This window comes from Pseudomonas sp. IT-P12 (assembly GCF_949767465.1).
Taxonomy (GTDB): Bacteria; Pseudomonadota; Gammaproteobacteria; order Pseudomonadales; family Pseudomonadaceae; genus Aquipseudomonas.
The window spans coordinates 510,667-530,549 of sequence record NZ_CATKPY010000011.1 but is presented as its reverse complement, the minus strand read 5'-3'; the positions used below and the strand labels follow the sequence as shown (position 1 = coordinate 530,549).

Genomic DNA, 19,883 nt, shown 5'->3' with positions numbered 1-19,883 from the left:
CTGACTTGCCATTCCGACAATTATCCTAGCCAGGCGCGGAGCAAGCTCGGCCGCCTGAGGGCGCCACCTATGAGCGCTCTTTCAAAAGAGCAGCGGCCCTCTGGGTTTGCTCAGTCAAGCGAGGTGGTGGCGTCTTTGCCCAGAGGGTCGAGTACATCGACATGCTCCCTCGCCCACTCCACCCACGCCTTCACATGACTCCCCTCCTTCTCGCTGACCTCGCCAATGCCAGCTGCTACGGCATCAATGAACCTTCTCAGGCGTACCGCTTGCTCCCACTTCTCCATGTTCTCCACTAAGCGCAGCTGCAGCGCTCGCTGGTGCTCTGCTTTCATGATGGCTTGGCGTCGAATGGTTTCTTCACTCTCACGCTGACGGCGCCACTCCTCCATGCTCGCCCGATACGCCCTCATCCGCTCTATTACTTTGGCGAGACCTGTGCAGAACTGATGAAGTTTGTCTTCTAGGTGGCCCGTCTTACTGTCTGTCCAGCTCCTCTGCGACCCTACGTCTGGCTTTTCTTGAGCAATCAGCGTCAATTCGGCAGTCGAGCTATAGACGTAGATTTCCCGTCGCACCAACCACATCACCCGCTCACGCATCCGGCGCCGCTTGGGCTGGGGCTCTGGGGGTGGCGGAGGTTTCACTGCTTTTGCAATACGCTCTCGCAGGGTCACATAAACCATCTCCCCGTCGAACGTTACCGTGGTTCGGTTGTGATCATCCACCTCCCAAATGCATCCGCGTTTTGAGCTGTCTTTTATCAAGGTGTCCAGAAGCAATGCAGCGCGATCAACCATGTCACGCGAAATACGGGTATACAACACCCGCTCGCGCCGTAGCTCCACCCGTCCATCAACATCCTTCGCAGCCCTGACAGCCTGGAGCCATTTACGCACCAGCGGGTGGGGGTCTATTAACTTGTCCGGCACTCTGACTTTCTCTAGCTTGGGAATGCTGGGCGGTTTGGGCGGCGCTGGAGGTAGCATCGTCCTGTCCAATACGCGAAACGTAATCAGCTCGGTAGAGTTGGGCGGAGCGGGTTTGCTGGGGCGGTTCTCGGCGGGCTTGGCCCAATGTCCACGAGGCGGCAGTGAAATGCTAGCCTTCCTGCATGCCTTGCTCAGCGCGACATCTGAAACACCAATCTCCCGCGCCAGCCTCAGAACCGGTGTAGACCAGGCTCGATCGAATAGCTCGCGGGCCGTAAAACTCACGTTCTTATACATGCGGTCTCCTGGAACGACCTGACGAGAAGGAAAGTTTCTAAGCTGGACTCGCACCAAGGTACATTCGTACCTGGCTCCTATGTCGGCTACGCTCGCGGCCGCCCTGGAGGAAGCTGCTCACTCGGATACTTCCGAACGCCAAGAATGACCTCGGTGTGCATGGGGTACATTTGTACTCCTCCGTACTCAACATTAGCTGAAGGGCTCTCTGCGTCATCCTCTGCCCAGAGGCAAAGCCTCACGGCTTTTGTACGGCCCCCATGGCCCAGTTGCCCCAGACCGATAGGCAGGTAAATCCTGGGAAAGCAGATTTTGTTCGACCAGTCCGCCGCCATCGCCCACTGCAGCTGTCGTGTTGTTGGAGCCAGCGGTAGCTTTACGCACGTGTGTGAAGCCAAGTGTCGACTGCATGCTTGGCATGGCGTTTTGCTATATTTCGCCCTCACACGATTTTGAAGCTCAGAATGAAGAGACTCATCGCTACCGCTGCTGCAGCTTTTTTGCTGACAGGGTGCGCTGGCCAGGTCTGGAAGGCCACGGGCTCAACAGACGAGTTCACTGATCAAACCACCATGATGGTTACGGTCGGTGATTACACCAATGTCCCTCTCATCGTCACCAAACCGTTTAACTACTATCCGGTCGTGCGAAAGGTGGGCAACGAGGTCTACGTAGGCCTCATGTCTGGCGGTCGCTTCAAAGTCCCAGTCGGGACAGTTCAGTTGCGTATCGACCAGCATGCGGCCTGGACTATCAGCCCTCAAGAGACGCCCGTTAGCTTGCTGCCTGAGGTGCCGCAATATGCCCTTAACCTTCCACCGGAGCAGGCAGCGCTTGTAAAAAGCGCCCAGGCGCAGGCAATGACTAGCGCGGCTCAAACCATGAGTCCTTATACGGTCACGGGCGGTGAAAAGGCTAAGTCCATCATCAAGCAGATGGCTAATGGTCACGTGTTGAAGTTCCGGACTGTAAGGCTCAATCAAGCGGCCTCTACAACCGGCGAGGTAGCGATAGACCCATCATTTGTTCAGTCGCTCAAGCAGGCTGGGATTGATCCTTCAACCTGGTGATCGCGCCAGGTTGCAACGGACACTGCAATGACCTCAAATCTCCGCTCGGGTAACCTAGATCGCAAAGCGACTCTGTAGGAATTACACCATGGTCATTAACTCTGTTGCAGAGCGGCTGCGCCAGGCGCGTCACGTGACAGTCTTCACCGGCGCCGGCGTTTCCGCTGAGAGCGGCATTCCTACCTTTCGCGATGCGTTAACAGGGCTGTGGGAGCGATTCGACCCCGCCCAATTGGCGACAGCGGAGGCGTACCGAGCAGACCCTAGCCTGTGCTGGGGCTGGTATGAATGGCGTAGATCAAAGGTGCTTCAGGCCACACCAAATGCGGCACACCTGGCTATCGCGAAGCTTGCGGATTACGTTCCAAAGCTGACCGTCGTGACTCAGAACGTCGACGACCTTCATGAGCGAGCCGGAAGTGAGGGTGTCATTCACCTTCATGGAAGTCTGCACGCACCGCGATGTCTCGACTGCGGTGCTGCATACGAGTTGACTCTGGCCGTCCAAGAGCTGTCCGAGAATGGCCAGCGCCTCGATCCTCCAAGCTGCGAAGGGTGTAACGGCCTCATTCGCCCTGGTGTTGTGTGGTTTGGCGAGATGCTTCCTGAGCGTGCTTGGAATGCTGGGCTTGCAGCAGCAGAGGACTGTGATCTGTTCTTATCGATAGGGACTTCCGGCATGGTCTTCCCCGCGGCAGAGCTGCCGCTCCGCGCATTGGGTAAGGGGGCGACGGTGGTGCACATCAATCCAGTACCGTTCGAGATCAGCGCGGATGAGCATTTCCTGCAAGGGCCGGCCACCCAGATGATGCAGCCTTTGATTTCTGCGGCTTTCGGCTGATCTAAGCTGTGCATGTGTGTTACTTGGTAGGAACCAAAAGGTGAGGACGCGGCGCGGGCTACTCTGCGCACTGCCGTATGTAGGCCTCGCTCAACCTGTGAGTTAGCTCCGCCAGGCGATTCAGTTTTTGCTCAAGCTCCTCGGTCAACCAGGGAGAGACCAAGTTGCCGTGCATCACGCTATTTCGTACGCGGCGCCAAGCCTCAAGGTGTTCTTTGTCAATGGTGCCACTGTCCACTAGCGGTTTAAGCCGCTGAACCACACCCTTTGCCCGTACGAGCCGAAGTGAGTCCATAAGCCTTTCGCGCAGCTTTCTTTCCCCTTCCCAGCTCAAAACATGGGCCTCTAAGCTTCTGATGGAGGTTTCCCATGCATCGGCTTCATCATCAGGAACCCGTACCTGTTTCGGCGCTGGGAACATCAAGTTCGTCACGCCCTCGATCGCGCTGGCCAAGGTCATACACAAAACCCAGTGCGAGCCAGTCGTCGCCTGCGCAATTTCCTGGTAGAAGTGAGTCAACGGGTGCATCTCTAGATTCGGTTCGGTCTTTTCCTGGCCGGCCCTGATGATCATCGACATAAGCAGTCGGTACATCTCCCAGAACGCTTCGCTGTGTCGTCGCTTGGATTGGCAAAGTAACGATGAAATTCTTGTGTCAGCAGCGTGCTCTGAAACATTTCTCAACGCCACCAGCGCAGTACCATCGCCCATATTTCGCGCAATCAGACGTGGGTAGACCAGCTGGCCGAGGAGAATGTTGAGGGGCTCTCCGATCCAATTTTCCAGGAAGACGCCGGGCAATGGCTCGAATCCGGAGGCGCTCACCCACAGCCGATGATCATTCCAAGTCTGACTGAAAGCTATCCTCCCGCCTTCGACTTCAACGATGTGCTGCTGACCTACGCCATCACCTGAGGAGAACATTGAGTCAGCGCGTTCACGCACTGCCTTACGCGTCAGCAACGGGATTGGCACGTCCAACCAGGCGTCGTAGACGACCTCTACACTTGCCTCGCGCCTCACCCTCGTACCTGAGGCCATTGTCATCATTGCCTGTAAGCTTCCAGAAAGACGCCAGATGCCCTGCGCCGTATCTCCCATCCGAACGTCTGCCCATCCGCAGTTCCATTCAACGCCTTCGTAGTCGATGGCAAGAACCCTAAGTTGATCCAAGTTGACGAACGGATTTTCATTGGCGTGCATGAGGCGCTTGTAAGCCTTTTGCGCGTCGGTAGGTTTCCCATGCATCACAAACTCCATCTCCGTGCGGGACGTGATGGAAATGTGGCCTGGCCCGATGAACAGTGGTTCCTCATGGTCATAGCCAATGACTTGCATAGAGGGGCATTCGATGAGCAGCGGAACCTGTAACAGCCGATGGGCCCAGTGATCGAGGCTTCGCATTCGCTTCCTTGCGCTGCAGCGCTGTAGAAAAGTTTGGCAATGGTAGCTGCAGACAATGGTTATCGCGTCCTTAGGCCACTCCACAGACAAGAACAGTTACAAATAAGATGAAGCGCGCATCATCGCGGAGGCTATGCGTGAGGCATTGCCTATCAGGCACAATCAGGTTAGCGAGTGACCAAGTTCTAATACTTTGGTCGCAGAGCGATTATCAGCACAAATGATTGTCCGGCCGCTAAGCCGCGAAGTATGCGGCGTTCCCTTTCGCGTAGTTTCAAATCAATGCTTAACCAAGGGCTGCCCCACCCACTACGCATGCTTGAGGCGACTCCCGAAAGCTGGCATTTTGCCCGCCAACTGCAAGGAAAGCCTTATGCCGATTCGCCAGTCAGATTTGCGCAACACAAGCTTTAGTCGCTCCGCCCAGGCCTACTCCAGCCGTCGTCCTGGGCAACCTACTGCCTTCTTGAGTCACAGCCATCAGGACGCACAGCTTGCCTTGGGACTGCAGGAAATGCTCAAGAAAGCGGGATGGGACGTTTACATCGATTGGCAGGACAACACGATGCCTGCGATACCGGACGGTGAAACCGCGTTCAACATCAAGGTAGCAATCGTTCAGGCTGACTGGTTTCTCTTCCTCGCGACCCAGAATTCCATGGCGTCGAGATGGTGCCCTTGGGAGATCGGTTTCGCTGATGGGAAAAAAGCTCATGAACGCATCGCAATCATTCCTACCTCGGACAACCAGGGCCACTTTCATGGCAACGAGTATCTGAGCCTTTACAACAAAATTGACGTCGACAAACACGGCTCTGGCCTTGCCCTCTTTGATACCAAGGGCAAGGGCACGTGGGTGCGAAACCTCTAACTCCAATCTGTTCGGTAGCGCAAAAGAATGAAAAGGGAACATTTGCGGCTGGTTGATACCCTCTCCAAGGAAATGGCCGAGGGTAATCTGGCCATTTTCGCTGGCGCAGGCTTCTCCCAAGGGGCCGGGTTCGTGAACTGGAAAACGCTGCTCAAACCAATTGCCGATGAGCTGGATCTGGATATCGATAGGGAAACAGATCTGGTGGCGCTGGCGCAGTACCACGCCAACGCGAATGGCGCCAACCGTTCAAAGCTAGACCAGATGCTCGTGACCGAGTTCTCGACCAAGGTGAAAGTCACAGTTAACCACGAGATCCTGGCCAGGCTGCCTATCCAGACCTACTGGACGACCAATTACGATAAGTTGATTGAAACTGCGCTTGGGGAGAACGAAAAGGTCGCTGACGTCAAACACACGGTCAAGCAGTTGGCCACGACTAAGCCCAAGCGTGACGCGGTCGTGTACAAAATGCATGGTGATGTGGAGCATGCTTCAGAAGCGGTGCTGATTCGCGATGACTATGAGCGTTATCACGTCAAGATGCAGCCTTATATCACCGCGCTCAGTGGCGATCTCATTGCCAAGACATTCTTGTTCTTGGGCTTTAGCTTCACCGACCCAAACCTCGACTACATCCTTAGCCGGGTGCGCATCCAGTATGCGAAGCACCAGCGACAGCACTACTGCATTCTGCGAAAGGTCAGCCAGGAAAAAGACGAACCCCAAGCTGATTTCGAGTATCGGGTGCGCAAGGAAGAATTGTTCAAGCAGGAGTTGCTTCGCTTCGGCATCAAGGCAGTTTACGTCGATGATTTCAAAGAAATTACAGCGATTCTGCAGGAAATTGAGCATCGCCATAAGCGCAAGACCATCTTCATTTCCGGCGCGGCCCATGACTACCGCCCATGGACAGAGAGTGAGTCCACGCACTTCGTTTACAAGCTGAGCAAGGCCATCAGCAAAGGGCAATACCGGGTGATCTCCGGATTTGGGTTGGGTATCGGCAGCGCTGTGATCTCAGGTGTTATTGAGCAGACCCTCATGAACGGCCATCGCCTGGATAGCGACCAGCTGATTCTACGGCCATTCCCGCAGAGCCAATCAGGGGAGCGGCCTCTGAAGGAGCTGTGGACAGAGTACCGGCGCGACATGCTCGCCCATACCGGCATTGCCCTCTTCCTCTTTGGGAACAAGCTGAACCCGAACGGTGACGTCGTGCTGTCGAATGGCATGCGTGAAGAGTTTGATCTGGCGGTAGCCGGCGGCGTTTTCGTCATCCCTGTAGGCATCACCGGCTCGATATCGGCAGACCTCTGGAAAGAGGTGATGGCTGCCTATGACGAGACGAAGTACGAACACGGCAAGAAAATCACCCCCCTGCTGCAGGAGTTGGGCGCGGAAGGTACCGACCTTGCGCGTGCTCACGACGTCATCCTGACCCTGCTGCCCCTCATCTAAGGACGATAACCATGGCAAGAAAAGTATTCTTCAGCTTTCAGTACGAGGATGTACACCGCGCGATGAACGTGCGTAACAGCAACGTCATCGCTTCGGATCAAAAGGTTGGCTTTATCGACAAGGCTGACTTCGAAGAAGTGGAGCGCCAGGGCGATGCCGCCATCAAGAAATGGATCAATGATCAGCTGCATGGCACCAGCGTAACCGTCCTTCTCGTTGGGGCAACCACGGACAAGAGCAAGTGGGTGAAATACGAGATCGAGCAGAGCATTGCGCGTGGCAATGGCATCCTGACCATCGACATCAGCAAGATAGCCGATCTCAAAGGCAACACGACAGCTTGCTGTGGGCTTCGCGTTCCCGGAGCGCCGCACTACCAGTGGAACAACCATGATGGCCGGGAAAACCTAGGCAAGTGGGTGGAAGCAGCTGCTAAGGCGGCCGGTAAACCGTAACACCGACGAGGCGCCGAATGGCGCCTCTCTCTTTAGAATAGGGATTGTCTGATGTACGTAGGCTTCGAGATCGAGAATTACCAGACCACCAATCCGTTATCGGGCTTGGGCGTCAGCCGCTACATTCAGGGCGCTAGAAGTCGTATCGACGACCTCGCACTGTTCATAATTGGCTCCTACAACCAGCGCATCGTCCTGGATGCTGAAGCCTTGTCGAAGAAGATCTTTCCGGAGGCGGATTACGACGTATTCCTCTCTCACTCCCATGCTGATCAGCGCCATGCCGTCGACTTGGCGTTGGCGCTAGGTGAGCATGGGTTGAAAGTATTTGTCGACTCGACGGTGTGGGGTTTCTTTGGCGATCTGGTCAACAAGATCATCGCTCAGACCCGGCCATCGGATGGAGAATCGAAGGATGATCACATCCACCGAGTTCATGCTGATGTTCACATGATGCTGGCTGGCGCCCTTCATCGCACGATCGCACGGGCTGAAATGTTCGTATTTGTGCGGTCAGAGAAATCTGTGCCATTGGTCTTTAACAACAAAGCGAGGACATTTTCACCTTGGCTCTACTCAGAGCTGCAATTCAGCTTTCAGGTGCAACATGTCATACCCAAGCGAATCTTGGAGAGGCGTGAAGGCGCCACGCTAGATAGCGTGAAAGGGGTCAATAGCTTTGGTCTTGAAAGCAGGCAGCATGTCACCGCTTTCAAGGTGTTTAATGAACATCTCCCCGAAGTTGGCGGTGAAACGTTACGCGATTGGCTTGTTAAGCAGCCGACATCAACCCAAGGTGACGCAATGCTGGATGCGCTTTACAGCCGCTTCGACCTGCCTGGCAAGTATCAACGTAAGCGTGAACTCCTGAAGATGTAGCATCTGGAGCGCTTTGTGCTCCCCTGCTCGACCTGCCTGCACATGGATTCATGTCCGTGCTGGTAGGTCGAGTTTCATTGATCCTCAATCCCAGGGTGTCGCCAGCTGGCACAGCCATAGTGCATGCCTGAGCTGGAGGCTTAGCACATTCTGACTAGGTGCAATCGGCCATTGAGCGGAGGTGTGAGGCCGGTCTGATCAACAGCCTCACCTACGAGCGAGTTCTGTAATCGCAACCTAGTCAGCTCCCCTGCGGGATGGTACTCAACTATGGTTTGTGCTCTGTCTTTCATAGCGAGCCGAGATATGCTCAGTTATCAGTCTGTCCCCCTGATGGATCCGCCAACAATGAAGTCCTTCATAGATCGAAACCCGAAGGAAAAAGCCGTGGAGGAGGCATTCGCGGTTTTGGCGCGCAACGGCTATGAAAGCGAGCGTCCGGATCCGGCAGACAATGTGTTCGTGGTCGCCGAGCAATTGAAGCGCCAGCTGGATCAAGTCAAGGCTTCACCCTCCGCTCCTGAATCACCTTGAGGTCGATCGGGGCGGGGGCTACGACAAATACTTCGGCACCATTCCAGTGATCGTTATTCGCTAGGCGTGTCTGGTCGCTGACTGCGGCAAATCTCCAGGGCCTTATTTGCAGCAGACAATTCCTCGCCAAGTGCCGCGGCTTTGGCTCGTAGCTCGGTGGCCTCGGCCGACAGCATTTCGTTGCTACTTCTCACGGCCGTGAACTGCTCCTGAAGCATTTCTTTCGCACCCTCCGCCCTGGCTGTAGCCATATTCGCCAGCCCCAGATCCCCTTCCAGCTGCTTGACCGCATCCTGGCTTTGCAGTGCCAGCTTGCTCTGCTGACGCGCCTCACCCAGCAGGCGTTCATTGTCACGATTGAGCCGAGTGAGCTCGTCCTGGCGAACCATCAGGGTCTGCTGGAGTTGCAGGGTCTCCTGCTGCATCTGCTGCAGCTGTGTTTCATGACGGCGCTGATCCTGTTCACGCTGCTCCTTGATCGCGGAGCGGTAATGCTCCATGGCATCACGGGCATGTGCGTGCTTTTCCTCCAGTGACCGCACCTGCTCATCCTTCTCTTGTATCCGTAACTCCAAATCGGCGCAGCTTTGGCTGATGCGAGCGTTTCGTGTGATCTCCGCTTGGAGGGAAGACTGGGACGTTCTCAACTCCTCAGCCTGCGCCGCCAATGCAACGTCTCGACTAGCTACGACCTGCTTGCTCTTCTTGAGCTCAGCTTCCAATTCGCTAACACGCTGATCCCTCGCCGCGATGCTTTGCTCATGAGTCAGTCTCTCCTGCGCCAGGGCCGCATTGCCCTCCTCCAGCACGCGCTTTAGAAGCTGGCTGACCATTGCAGTTAGCTCGTCACTTAGACGAGCTGGATCAGCCTGGGGGCGCACATCTGCGGACTCCAGCTCCTGCATGTACCGCGAAATAGTGGTTTTTGACCCCGTATTTCCGAGCTCGACGCGCAACGCATCGATGCTCGGATTGACGCCGCGGGCAAGCAGCGCAGCGCGTGCCTTCTGCACCAAAGCCTTGTTAATGCCCCCGCGAGCCATGTCCTCTCCTACTATTTCGTAATGTGTTACATAACACGTTTATACATGACATCTTAGCTCATTTTATGATCAATAAAAATACAAAAACCAAGAGTAAATAATGGAGAGTTATGTACTCTTATCAGCGAAAATGCTTCAGAATCGTGTTCGATAGGGGTATGAATGGTAGGTTAAGGTGATGGATAAGGCGAAGCGGTATCTGGAGGCAGGTACGCGGGACAACACCCGCAAAAGCTACAGAGCAGCCGTGGAGCACTACGAGTTGACGTGGGGCGGTTTCCTGCCCGCGACAGCGGAGGGGATCGTTCGCTACTTGGCCGAGTATGCTGAAACTCTCGCCCTCAGCACGCTCAGGCAACGGCTTGCTGCGCTGGCGCAATGGCACATCAGCCAGGGCTTCCCTGATCCGACGAAGGCTCCTCAGGTGCGGCAGATACTTAAAGGCATTCGCGCCGTTCACCCTGCACAGCAGAAGCAAGCTGCGCCACTTCAGTTGCGTCATCTGCAGAAGGTGGTGGCCTGGCTGGACAATAAAGCCGCACAGGCCATTGAGGCCGGTGATTACCAGAGCTTGATGCGGTACCGCCGCGATTCCGCCCTGTTGCTAATTGGCTTCTGGCGCGGATTTCGAAGCGATGAACTGGCGCGCCTTCGTGTTGAGACGACTCAGGCGGAAGCCGGTGTTGGCATCACCTTCTATCTGCCCTACTCCAAGACCGACCGCGACTACCAGGGCAGCACCTTCTACACCCCCGCCCTCAAGCAACTTTGCCCGGTCGAGGCCTATATCAACTGGATCACCGTGTCAGGTATCGTGGACGGGCCGATATTCCGCAAGCTCGATCGCTGGGGGAATCTTTCCGACAGTGGCTTCAGGGCCAGCAGCTTGATTCCCCTGCTGCGCCGGATTCTAGAGGCTGCGGGCATCCCTGCCGCGGCGTACAGCAGTCACTCGATGCGAAGAGGCTTTGCAACGTGGGCTTCGGCTAATGGATGGGACATCAAGGGTTTGATGACCTATGTGGGGTGGCGAGACATGAAATCTGCGTTGAAGTATGTAGACGCCAGTAACTCCTTCGGCAACTTGGCAGCTCAATCTCAATCGATCGACGTTCTTGAGAAAACCTGAATCGTCGTGGTTTCTCTATGGCGATCCAGGATGCCATCTGGATGGAAACTGTCGTAGTAGACTCCCAAACGACAGTAGGAACCTTCACGATAAGCTCGCGCGCGAGGACGCAAGGGCTACTTCACAGCGCCTCACCCGACGCGCAACCGCACTCAGCAATACTGACCACTGGTTCGGCGCCGCGTGAAGTTTCAATTCGTGCTGGATGTGGTGCAAGTTGCGTAACTGTACCAATATGATCCCCTGCTTGCTTCTATTTGATCTTTGTTTACATGGGATTAATCAATACTGTGCGGGCTCTGATTGGCAGAAATTGGCCGCTATCAGCCGATGGTGACAGTTGACTGCTTACAACCCGATGTCACACAGCAGTTTGCCAAACGCCTCAATTTTTTGCTAATTGGGAAAATTTTGCGATAGTACAACTTAATCGGGAAATGATTTGACTATGTAATCCAACCCCAGCTCATCAAGAAAAACCTCGCCAGCAGCTTCACACCCCATCATGCTCAGATACATACTTTGCCCAACAAGGCTCCTGTCATTTACTTCGATAATGTAACCGTCACCAGCGCTTGCCTTCGCGATTTTTTCACTGACAAGCGCCTGAACAAATTCGCTATGCGAGTCCCGGAGTACCAGTTCGGCCCGACCGCAGAAATCGAAATTATCCTCCGGTTCACGACAAGTTATTTGACGCACAGCCTCGTGGGCAGCAAGCCTGGAAATCTCATATACCTCCTTTGCTCTAGCAATATGTTCGTGGCTGTAAAAAACTTCACGGATGCGACTTTCAAGAGGAAATCTCAGCTCCTCAATATGCCTAACCCCTTCTCTAGCCACTCTAGAGAATGAAGTAACCTTGGTTGATCGTAATCTTTGCTTATCGAACAATATACCAAATTCATTCCTTCCGGAATCATAAAGAGATAAAAGCTTGTTCGCGACGATGGGTACTTGATGATCCGTCTCTGTCATTATGATTATTTCTGAAAATGAGTTCTCTCTTCTAGGGTCGCACTCTCGCTGCTCCAGCCATAGTTCAAGGCCTGGCGTAAAGCTGTCTGCGTGGTAATCTTTAGTCCATCGCCACTCCCGTTCGTGTGACCAGTCAACATATTTCCCACTTCCTATGTTCATTGCCACATACCGATATTGCTCATGCTCACCTAACCCGCACTCAGGTGATAGGTTCCGGCAAAAATAATAATCGTCTAAATGGCGATGCAGCTCTCTATGCTGTGCCGACAAACCTGAAATTACCTTTCGCCCGCCAGCCGCGAAAAACTCGCGTTTTTTGACGACTATCGCATATTTTTCTACATAGCCACTCCCCTCACGCTTCGACTGATAATCGATTAGCGCGTGAAGGGGCATTTCGGTAAAGCAAAGTGCTGAGCGCCGACCATAAATTGTTGGCTCCACATCACCATTAGCCTTTTCGCGAAGCGACCAAGACGTCTGTAGATAGCCATCATCAATAATTCTGAGCAACACCTCGAATGCTGATAACTCAAAATCTAGCAATGGATGTCGATATTTTTGATATTCCAGTATTATGCCGTTGCCGTGAGCATCAAAGGCCACTGGCATAGGCTCCGTATCGCCTGCCTCGTTAATCCAAGCCAACTCAGGTTTCATTCCGTGCACAAAATGCACGACCCAGTCCGACAGGTCATCTCTAGTTCGCACCACTGGTACCTTCCTACACATCAACCTACTGACTGACCATTGTTTAACTAGAGCTGCCAAGTAACGTGAGGCTCGGACAGGCCTTTTCATTAGGCATGTTGCATCTCCGTTCGAAACAGCGAGGCCTCTGGTTCTGGCTGCTACATTGGTTCTACTTATGCCTGAAGTGCCCGCCCTAGTTGCTGGTCAAAACGCCCGGACAAGTAGAACGCAAATGAATGGCCTGAGCAGCTTCCTACCGAGTCAACTCTGCTCGTCAGTAGCTCCGAACCATGGCGGTACGAGTTTCTTGTCACGCCACTCCTCGGTGAGAACGACACCAGGGATTTTCCCCCAAACCCCCTCGTCCGCGTGGTCAAGGACGATGATCTGCAGGCGTCCTTCCGAGGCGCTCACCGCAGCTGCCAAAGCCAGGAATACTTTGCGCACAGCTATACGGTCTTCATCCTTCAGTTCGTGTTCTTCATCGGCTTTCGCTGCGCGTTTTACAGGGAAATAGACCTGGCTTGGCTGGTCGAAGATGAGGAAATGCGGAACAGGGTGCTCGACTGATTTTTTGGCCATGAATAGCTTTTGCAGAGCGAGCAGCATTGCTACATGGTAAGCCAGCCAGTTGGCACCGCTTCCAATCTCCCACAAGTAATCATCTCGACCGTCATGGCGCACTTTGATGGTGAGGTCGGTGATGGACAATCCGATCCGGGCGCTTTTCCATTCTGCGTCCAGGTTCGGGGTGATTTTGGCGCACTGATCACTTAGCGCATTGAGAATTTTGCGGGTTCGCTCCCGGATCTGATCGGTAGAGACTGAGGGCGCAAGCTGGCCCAGTTTCTCTTCAACATCGGCTAGACGCTTAGCCAGGCTATCGTCCTGCTGGGCCTTTTGGTAGTTGTGTACTGCTTCCTGAAGCCTACCCAGGTACCGGTCAATGTCCGACTGACGCAGTGCTTGCCCCTTGGCTTCAGCGTCTAGCGCTTCAAGTGCTTTGATCTCTGCCCTGATCGCCTCTAGCTCTTCGGCGTCAACACGAACAGCATTTCGCAAACGAACGAGCTCATTCTCCACAGAAGCGGAGATTACCGGCGTTTCTTGAGCCTGGGCTTCAATCCCTGTCAGTGCTGTACACAGAGCATCAAGTTGCTGGGAGGCCGAGAGCTGACTGGATCTCAACGCATTGGGATTGGTGCCCTGGTCGTCTTTGATCAGGCCACGTAACCAGCTCGAAAGCGACAGACGCTCTTTCATTGTCTCTAGCGCGGTAAGGTACTCATCAGCGTCACCTTGAATGCGCGTCAGCTCTTTTAAATTCTGACGACCTGCATAGAGGTTTGCGGCGATGACATCCTCTCGCCTTTTGAGCTCCCCGATCTTGATGATGGATGCCTTGATGGCATCGTAGTTGGGCGATGCGTCACGTGAGCTCTTTTGTAGAATCGCACTAAGCTGCTGGACGGCGACAGGCCAATCATCTGACAGCATCGAATCTATCGGTACCAGCCCATATTCGCGGGCCTGGTAGTAACGACTACGAGCCTCTGAACGCAGACGAGCAGATGCATCGGCCAACGTTTTGAGTTCTGATTCCAGTTGCTTCTTCTGACGCTCAAGATCCTTGACCTCCCAGGAAGCGATCAGGGTCTGGGAGGTCACTGCACCGAGGATAAAGGGGAAGATGTCTTTGAGCTTTTCGCGATGGCCAGTGGTGTCAGCCTTGTAGAAGAGGACGTCCGGGTTAGCCACGATATTCTGCGGCTGAAACGTGAAGGCCATGAGATCTCGGAAACTGGGACGGCTTTTGAAGCCGTAGCGAATGTCCTCATCAAAGCCCATGTTAGGAAGGCCCGACAGCCTGTTGAGCATATTCTTTACGCTGTCGCGGTTTGTATTCTTACCTTGGATTTGAGTGGGAATGCTGAGCTCATCACCTTCAAGAAGGAACATGTCATCTGTCGACTTTTGCCTTCCAGGCTCTGGTCTGGCAAGCAGTTTAAGACCCTCATCGGTGTCGACGAGTAGTCCAAACCATGCACACGTGTTGCGTATAGTGCCGACAGGAATCGCACATTTCTCGGATCCTAGGCAGTAATCGATAATGGGAATAACGGCTGATTTACCTGCTTTGGACGAGCCACTGATCACGTTGACCGCGCCGGGAGTGAAAGTTACATCCCGGTAACGCCTGCCATTTTTTGGCCACAAAATCAGCTTTCTGATCTGAAGTTTCATTAAAAACCTATCCGTAGAGCAGCCTGGACTTCCTGAATAGTGAGTGCGCCACACCAGCCGCCGAGCTTATCCGCAAGCTTGCCCAGTTCTCTGATCTTCTCGCGTGTCTTATGGGGGTAACGCTTGATGGTGCAGTCGACCAAAGCACTGGCATAATCGAGCTGAAGCAACCCGCAATCAATGGCGATCGTCAGGCTAGACAGCGAAGTTGGACGCAGCATCAGCATGCGGCGCTGCAGCGTCAGGATCGCTTCCTGCTTCTTGGAAAACTTACCGATGAAGAGCCTGAGACCTGATGACGGGTTAGTGGTGCCGATGGTCGTTCTCAGCACCTCACTGAATAGGATGGGCAAGACGATAAAGAGCAGCGGGAGTGCAGGTGGTTTGCTTAGGCTCTGACGCTTGTAGCCCTTGACGAACTCCCACATGAGGATCGCCCCGAGCGCGGGGTTTTGTACCAAGTATATCTCATCAACGGAATGTTGATGTTTAATGAGCTCTGCGGTTTCCATCCTTGCCAACCTATGATTTTTTTAGCTTTCAAGCCTGTCGTGCAAGGCGACAACGCGACACGCTTTTATTCGTCCAGAAGATCGCGGTAGCGGGGATGCCAGCCTATTTCTTTGGCATTCGAAAAATCGTGATATGTCCCGCGGACAAAAAAACCAGGGGAGTCGACATCGTTGAGTTTGGCGGTCGCTGCCATGCATTTCAGATGCAATAGCTGGCCCTTATCGACCTCACTGGCTGAAGCTGATTGCAGGCGTACCTCTTTGTTGAACAATTTCCACTGGGTGAGCAGGCTTTGCTTGAACTCATCGAACTCAGGCTCATACACCAAGCCTTTCGCCCCCCAGTTCACTTTGTTGGTCTTCGAGTGCAGGAAATCAGTCATGGCCTGCAAGCCCTCCCCCTGCTCCTCGATCAGCTCCAACTGGCGGATCAGGATGTGTGCGCTGGAGCGACTCTTTTCGACCTCATCTGCTGGCGGCGCTGGCAGGGCGTACTTGAGAAGATGATTGTAGGAGAATCGAGTATTAAACGTCGACATGCGATCGCTGAATTCATCACGAGAGATCGCAGGGTATTTTCGCTGACTGATTAATCCGTCGGAGGTGTTTTTCACCCACCCCACAGCTGTGTCGCAAGCGTCATCCAAGAACTCGTTGGGTACAGTCAGGGCGAGATGATCCTTGATCCTTTCGACCAATTGATCATTGCCCGTTTCGAGCTCAAAGGCCATTACGAGTGCTGCCAATTTTTCCCTATCGTATGCAAGAAAGCGCTCAATGTAGGGCTTGCAGCCTTCATGCTGCTCGGTTTCGTAATCCTCTTTAATGCTTTGCACCACCATGTCGACTTGCGCCGGGGTGTGGGCATAGTGAAGCGCGCTGGCGTACTCCCCTTTCTTCTCTTGAAGGACGTAGATCCGGAAAAGCGTCTTGGCGGGGTCGACTACCCCAACCTCGATAGCCTCAATCCAGTTCGAGAAAGTCTTCCACAGATCGACAGAGAAATTCGCAATCGGGTTCGTGGCTAGGCCGCTTTTGGATTGTTCAAGCAGCCGCGTACCGTCGGGCAGAACTACATCGACATCATCGAGCACTTCAAGCGCCACAAATGAACCGCGGGGCGCTTCGCAGAGATGCAGGCACATCCGAGTGGCCTGCAACGAATAGCCGAGGTACGAGCCTGGCCTGCTGGACTTCAGTAGCGGACTTTGCATCTCTGCCGGAGTGGTTGGTGAACCCATTGAGTGTTTCTCATCCCTGCCTTGACGTAAGGCTCACCCTCGCGATGCTTACACCGCTTCTGGATTTGAAGCGAGACCTCCAAGCAAAGCAAGGCGCCGTGCGATTTCAAATCGCCAGCATAGTAGCGCAACTGGGAGAGAATTTGAAACCAGAACCCTTCCCCCATCATTTGCTAACAAGCGGCCAAGCCTGCATTTGCCAGATCATCTGGCATCGTATAACGATATCTAACTGTCGACCTAACACCCCACCTCAGGCAGATTACGGGTTTAGACACCTACCGTTTGCGGAACTCGACTCACACTCACTCTTTCCTGAATTAGCTGAAGACCAAAATGAGCGCGCTTCTCCTTCACGCACCTCAAAATCAAGCTTTCCTGGCAGACGTTGGCAAGTACATCGTAGAGCTTGAAGGTTGCATCAAGCGACATGCCTTTTTTACCGCTGCCCGGGCTGAGGGTCTTCTGTCAGCTCGTGATAGTTGTGCCTTTTTCACCGAGTGCATGGCGGCGTTGGAAAGCGCGTTCGCAGCCGACCTAAACTCCTATTCGACAATGCGGTGGATGTACTACCTACGTCGGTTACCACACAGGGTATTCGAAGGTGAACTGGCTTCCACTGCTCCTAATGCACGAGCATTGATCGAGGGCTATGCCAATCGCAGCGGCAAAGCCGAACCAGCGACTTATGGAAGCCGAGGCTTCGTATTTCCGGTCAACGAAAGCACCCTACGACACATCGCGCGCTTTATAGCCTTCATCACAATCATTTATGACTTGCAAGTTGGATTCCGGTTGGCGAGCAAAGGGTACGACTATGCATTCCCTGCCACTTCCTCACGAACGCCAAGGAATGGGGCGGTAAGGCCCCCCCTAACCCACAAACCAATGGCCAGCCCTGCCCCTACTGTCCTGCCTCAGCGCGTGGAAAACGCGCTGGTGGAGTCCGCAGTCCGAATCTATGATCAGCGCCACGACCGCCATCGGCGCACGTTCCTTGGCGCAGTGATGAGCCAGACAGGCCTGGCCCATGATGAATCTGCAACAGCTGATCATGCCCCAGAGCTCGACGTTTCCTGCGCTTACTGGGGGTTGCTCAGCGAAGAGGTCTCTATTTCCCCTCAGCCCTTTCTTGAGGGCCACGCCCATGCTGCTCACTTCGGTGACGATGGGAAAATCATGGTCAGGTTTGGCCCGAGCACTCTAGATCTAAGCCGCATTTTCGAACTCTATCGATTACCCGCGATGGCGGAAGTAAGCGTGGACACCCACACCTCACTGTGTTTGATCGTGCTAATGCTCGGCGGGCGCTGGCTGCAGCGCAGCCGTTACTCAGCGCTTCGTACCATGGAGCTTGGTTACTTCATTACTAAGCTTGAGCACTGGAGCACGTTTGGCGAGGAAGAGTATCCGGCAGTCTGCAGCGAAATCAGAGCGGCTCTCCCACAGTTTGTGGCGCCTGCCGACTTCAGCGTTTTCCGCAATGGTTGCGCAACATTCAAAGGAGAGGTATGGCCTACAGCACACGGAGCCCCGGCAAAAGCAACCAACGACTACATGTGCATCGATATGTGGGCTGCCTCCATGGGGTTCCTGGCATGGCTGCAGTTCCCAAAGTTGCAGGGCAACGTCGCGAACACGCGCGCAACCAGGTTCGAGGACGTTGTTCAGGATGCAATTGACCGAACGCAGTGGGGTCATAGTCAGCACCGCGTGATGAGACAACGCACGCTCCGAGCCCACGGCCAAAACCTGACCGATATCGACGCAATCGGATCGTATAAAGACGCCCTTCTCATTGTTTCGTGCAAAAGCATCCCCTACACCCGCGATTACGACCAAGGAACTCATAGAGCTATCCGGAATGCTGCGTCAACAGTGGATCAAGGCGTCGAGTTTTGGAGTGATATTGTCGATACGCTCACGGCAAATCCAACGGGCGAAAATTTCGATTTCTCGCGCTACAAGCGCATCATCGGCGTGCTCTGCACTCCATTTGCGGTCTATACAAGCGATGCGAAGGCTTTGTCCATAACAGTGGACGAGCTGCGGTGGGCGTCCTCTCTGGACGAACTCGTGACTTTTCTTGAGGGATAGTCAAGTGTTCCGGCCTGGCGAGGCAGGGCATCTCATGTGAGCGCAAGGGATCGACGGCGGTGACCAGCGGCGTTGCTCCACTGCCAAACGCAGCGACATGAATTACGCCTATTGGTTGCTGGATGATGCTCAAAGATATGCCCTAGCTACTAAAGCAAGCGCAGCACCTGACAACCGAGGCTGCGACGCTGATGAACCGCGCCATCACTGACCACAGAATCGTGATGCCGCGCTTCGACAAACGCGTGAAAACCTACGCCTTGATCATGACGCAGGTTTTCGACGCGGTGTTTGCTTCATCTCTGTGAGGTATGACTAAGGCTGGCGAGCGAGATAATGCGATCTGCTCGCGCTAGCACGGGCGCATCGATCATCCGGCCATCCATCTTGAACGCCCCCGGTTGATTCAACGGGGCCTCACGGACACGCCGCGCCCAGTCTACCTCTTCAAGAGCAGGCGCAAGGCTTTCGTGAATCACGGAGATCTGGGACGGGTGGATGCAAAGCACACCGCCGAATCCGATCCCGTGGGAGTTCTTCACTAATGCTGCTAAACCGTACACATCCGCGATAGCCGGGTAGACACCATCCAGGGGCGGCTCCAAGCCATTGAGCTTCGAGTGCAACATAACGCCGGCGCGCAGCGTATTGAGCATGCTCTGTCCGCCTTGAGTCCCCTCCTCCAAAGCCAGATCCACAGCCATGTCGATCGAACCAAAGCAAAGCCGCTCCACGCCTGGCGTTGCACTCAGCAGTGACAGTGTCGCAGCCCCGATGGCGGTTTCAATGATCAGCCAGAGCGGCTTACCGCACTCAGACAACTGCATCACGAGAGCCACTGCCGAATACCGGAAAAGCATGACTGAATCGATCTCGAACTGTTCACGACATTCGGCGTCGGGTGCAGGTTTACCAGGCGCGACTTTGTAAGGGCTGGGGTCGCGATAACGATGTCCTGCTCCTCGGTGAGCATCAGTTCGTCGTGCTGATAGATGCTGCGCCTCACCGTCACAAACAACAACGAGCCCGAGCGCCCCTCTTTCTCTTGAATGTGCTCGATTGTCGAAACACGTTTGGCGGGAACGCAGACTTTAAGCGGCTGGCTGAACGCAAGCCGGCCACCGGCCCACATCCGGGCGCGGCTACCCACATCCGGCAAGAAGCCTCCCGTTAGAGGATGGCCGTCTTCACCGATCAA

18 protein-coding genes are annotated in these 19,883 nt (G+C 54.4%); 9 read left to right on the top strand and 9 right to left on the bottom strand.

Translation table 11 applies throughout. The annotated features are described in order from the left end of the window. Window positions 1–110: 110 nt before the first annotated feature. Window positions 111–1,229: a hypothetical protein gene (locus ACM6IM_RS05610; RefSeq protein ID WP_373940508.1), complete on the bottom strand. Its 1,119-nt coding sequence runs from the start codon at window positions 1,227–1,229 to the stop codon at window positions 111–113. A 464-nt stretch (window positions 1,230–1,693) separates the two neighbouring features. Between ACM6IM_RS05610 and ACM6IM_RS05605 the strand changes: the two genes are divergently transcribed. Both ACM6IM_RS05605 and ACM6IM_RS05600 read left to right on the top strand, forming a co-directional pair. Next, the gene (locus ACM6IM_RS05605; RefSeq protein WP_134722300.1) at window positions 1,694–2,299 is read left to right on the top strand and encodes a hypothetical protein; all 606 of its coding nucleotides are present in this window, start codon (window positions 1,694–1,696) and stop codon (window positions 2,297–2,299) included. Between the two features lie 88 nt (window positions 2,300–2,387). After that, entirely contained in the window at window positions 2,388–3,140 is a 753-nt protein-coding gene (locus ACM6IM_RS05600; protein WP_373940553.1) for an SIR2 family NAD-dependent protein deacylase, read from the top strand. Window positions 3,141–3,198: 58 nt separating this feature from the next. Here the strand turns inward: ACM6IM_RS05600 and ACM6IM_RS05595 are convergent, their stop codons facing one another. Next, window positions 3,199–4,545: a hypothetical protein gene (locus ACM6IM_RS05595; RefSeq protein ID WP_414864450.1), complete on the bottom strand. Its 1,347-nt coding sequence runs from the start codon at window positions 4,543–4,545 to the stop codon at window positions 3,199–3,201. A gap of 373 nt (window positions 4,546–4,918) precedes the next feature. On the opposite strand from ACM6IM_RS05595, the gene ACM6IM_RS05590 reads away from it, so the two are divergent. From ACM6IM_RS05590 to ACM6IM_RS05570, 5 genes are all read left to right on the top strand, one after another. Beyond that, window positions 4,919–5,416, top strand: coding sequence for a toll/interleukin-1 receptor domain-containing protein (locus ACM6IM_RS05590; protein WP_134722303.1), 498 nt, complete (start codon window positions 4,919–4,921; stop codon window positions 5,414–5,416). Window positions 5,417–5,443: 27 nt separating this feature from the next. Continuing rightward, entirely contained in the window at window positions 5,444–6,877 is a 1,434-nt protein-coding gene (locus ACM6IM_RS05585) for an SIR2 family protein (RefSeq protein ID WP_414864449.1), read from the top strand. A gap of 11 nt (window positions 6,878–6,888) precedes the next feature. Then, window positions 6,889–7,332 carry a TIR domain-containing protein gene (locus tag ACM6IM_RS05580; RefSeq protein ID WP_414864448.1) on the top strand — a complete coding sequence of 148 codons (444 nt, stop codon included), beginning with the start codon at window positions 6,889–6,891 and terminating at the stop codon, window positions 7,330–7,332. A gap of 51 nt (window positions 7,333–7,383) precedes the next feature. Beyond that, on the top strand, window positions 7,384–8,211 hold the full coding sequence (locus tag ACM6IM_RS05575; RefSeq protein ID WP_134722306.1) for a toll/interleukin-1 receptor domain-containing protein: 828 nt from the start codon (window positions 7,384–7,386) through the stop codon (window positions 8,209–8,211). A 306-nt stretch (window positions 8,212–8,517) separates the two neighbouring features. Beyond that, window positions 8,518–8,745 (top strand): hypothetical protein, encoded by a 228-nt coding sequence (locus tag ACM6IM_RS05570; RefSeq protein ID WP_134722307.1) that lies wholly within the window; start codon window positions 8,518–8,520, stop codon window positions 8,743–8,745. Between the two features lie 53 nt (window positions 8,746–8,798). Here ACM6IM_RS05570 and ACM6IM_RS05565 read toward each other — a convergent pair whose 3' ends face one another. Continuing rightward, window positions 8,799–9,788, bottom strand: coding sequence for a DNA-binding protein (locus tag ACM6IM_RS05565; RefSeq protein WP_373940512.1), 990 nt, complete (start codon window positions 9,786–9,788; stop codon window positions 8,799–8,801). Window positions 9,789–9,966: 178 nt separating this feature from the next. Here ACM6IM_RS05565 and ACM6IM_RS05560 point away from each other — a divergent pair, with 178 nt between their 5' ends. Continuing rightward, window positions 9,967–10,917 carry a site-specific integrase gene (locus ACM6IM_RS05560; RefSeq protein ID WP_373940511.1) on the top strand — a complete coding sequence of 317 codons (951 nt, stop codon included), beginning with the start codon at window positions 9,967–9,969 and terminating at the stop codon, window positions 10,915–10,917. Between the two features lie 426 nt (window positions 10,918–11,343). On the opposite strand, the gene ACM6IM_RS05555 is transcribed toward ACM6IM_RS05560, so the two are convergent. The 4 genes from ACM6IM_RS05555 to ACM6IM_RS05540 form a co-directional block, all read right to left on the bottom strand. Beyond that, entirely contained in the window at window positions 11,344–12,558 is a 1,215-nt protein-coding gene (locus ACM6IM_RS05555; protein WP_414864447.1) for a hypothetical protein, read from the bottom strand. Window positions 12,559–12,852: 294 nt separating this feature from the next. Next, window positions 12,853–14,835 (bottom strand): DUF3732 domain-containing protein, encoded by a 1,983-nt coding sequence (locus ACM6IM_RS05550; protein WP_134722311.1) that lies wholly within the window; start codon window positions 14,833–14,835, stop codon window positions 12,853–12,855. After that, window positions 14,835–15,347, bottom strand: coding sequence for a three component ABC system middle component (locus ACM6IM_RS05545; RefSeq protein WP_134722312.1), 513 nt, complete (start codon window positions 15,345–15,347; stop codon window positions 14,835–14,837). The genes ACM6IM_RS05550 and ACM6IM_RS05545 overlap by 1 nt, the downstream gene beginning before the upstream one ends. Window positions 15,348–15,412: 65 nt before the next feature. Next, window positions 15,413–16,588 carry an ABC-three component system protein gene (locus ACM6IM_RS05540; RefSeq protein ID WP_414864446.1) on the bottom strand — a complete coding sequence of 392 codons (1,176 nt, stop codon included), beginning with the start codon at window positions 16,586–16,588 and terminating at the stop codon, window positions 15,413–15,415. Between the two features lie 336 nt (window positions 16,589–16,924). Between ACM6IM_RS05540 and ACM6IM_RS05535 the strand changes: the two genes are divergently transcribed. After that, window positions 16,925–18,685 (top strand): hypothetical protein, encoded by a 1,761-nt coding sequence (locus ACM6IM_RS05535; protein ID WP_414864445.1) that lies wholly within the window; start codon window positions 16,925–16,927, stop codon window positions 18,683–18,685. Window positions 18,686–18,981: 296 nt separating this feature from the next. Here the strand turns inward: ACM6IM_RS05535 and ACM6IM_RS05530 are convergent, their stop codons facing one another. Together ACM6IM_RS05530 and ACM6IM_RS05525 are read right to left on the bottom strand one after the other, a co-directional pair. Next, window positions 18,982–19,512, bottom strand: a complete 531-nt coding sequence (locus ACM6IM_RS05530) for an HpcH/HpaI aldolase/citrate lyase family protein (RefSeq protein WP_373940536.1) — start codon at window positions 19,510–19,512, stop codon at window positions 18,982–18,984. Further along, window positions 19,512–19,883: a hypothetical protein gene (locus tag ACM6IM_RS05525; protein ID WP_134722317.1), complete on the bottom strand. Its 372-nt coding sequence runs from the start codon at window positions 19,881–19,883 to the stop codon at window positions 19,512–19,514. The genes ACM6IM_RS05530 and ACM6IM_RS05525 overlap by 1 nt, the downstream gene beginning before the upstream one ends.

What these genes read in the sequence shown, in the direction of transcription:
- ACM6IM_RS05590 (WP_134722303.1), top strand. Translation starts at nt 4,919, where the DNA reads ATGCCGATTCGCCAGTCAGATTTGCGCAACACAAGCTTTAGTCGCTCC.
- ACM6IM_RS05560 (WP_373940511.1), top strand. Translation starts at nt 9,967, where the DNA reads ATGGATAAGGCGAAGCGGTATCTGGAGGCAGGTACGCGGGACAACACC.
- ACM6IM_RS05580 (WP_414864448.1), top strand. Translation starts at nt 6,889, where the DNA reads ATGGCAAGAAAAGTATTCTTCAGCTTTCAGTACGAGGATGTACACCGC.
- ACM6IM_RS05605 (WP_134722300.1), top strand. Translation starts at nt 1,694, where the DNA reads ATGAAGAGACTCATCGCTACCGCTGCTGCAGCTTTTTTGCTGACAGGG.
- ACM6IM_RS05610 (WP_373940508.1), bottom strand. Translation starts at nt 1,229, where the DNA reads ATGTATAAGAACGTGAGTTTTACGGCCCGCGAGCTATTCGATCGAGCC.
- ACM6IM_RS05575 (WP_134722306.1), top strand. Translation starts at nt 7,384, where the DNA reads ATGTACGTAGGCTTCGAGATCGAGAATTACCAGACCACCAATCCGTTA.
- ACM6IM_RS05555 (WP_414864447.1), bottom strand. Translation starts at nt 12,558, where the DNA reads ATGAAACCTGAGTTGGCTTGGATTAACGAGGCAGGCGATACGGAGCCT.
- ACM6IM_RS05600 (WP_373940553.1), top strand. Translation starts at nt 2,388, where the DNA reads ATGGTCATTAACTCTGTTGCAGAGCGGCTGCGCCAGGCGCGTCACGTG.
- ACM6IM_RS05570 (WP_134722307.1), top strand. Translation starts at nt 8,518, where the DNA reads ATGCTCAGTTATCAGTCTGTCCCCCTGATGGATCCGCCAACAATGAAG.
- ACM6IM_RS05565 (WP_373940512.1), bottom strand. Translation starts at nt 9,788, where the DNA reads ATGGCTCGCGGGGGCATTAACAAGGCTTTGGTGCAGAAGGCACGCGCT.
- ACM6IM_RS05530 (WP_373940536.1), bottom strand. Translation starts at nt 19,512, where the DNA reads ATGCAGTTGTCTGAGTGCGGTAAGCCGCTCTGGCTGATCATTGAAACC.
- ACM6IM_RS05545 (WP_134722312.1), bottom strand. Translation starts at nt 15,347, where the DNA reads ATGGAAACCGCAGAGCTCATTAAACATCAACATTCCGTTGATGAGATA.
- ACM6IM_RS05535 (WP_414864445.1), top strand. Translation starts at nt 16,925, where the DNA reads ATGAGCGCGCTTCTCCTTCACGCACCTCAAAATCAAGCTTTCCTGGCA.
- ACM6IM_RS05550 (WP_134722311.1), bottom strand. Translation starts at nt 14,835, where the DNA reads ATGAAACTTCAGATCAGAAAGCTGATTTTGTGGCCAAAAAATGGCAGG.
- ACM6IM_RS05540 (WP_414864446.1), bottom strand. Translation starts at nt 16,588, where the DNA reads ATGGGTTCACCAACCACTCCGGCAGAGATGCAAAGTCCGCTACTGAAG.
- ACM6IM_RS05585 (WP_414864449.1), top strand. Translation starts at nt 5,444, where the DNA reads ATGAAAAGGGAACATTTGCGGCTGGTTGATACCCTCTCCAAGGAAATG.
- ACM6IM_RS05595 (WP_414864450.1), bottom strand. Translation starts at nt 4,545, where the DNA reads ATGCGAAGCCTCGATCACTGGGCCCATCGGCTGTTACAGGTTCCGCTG.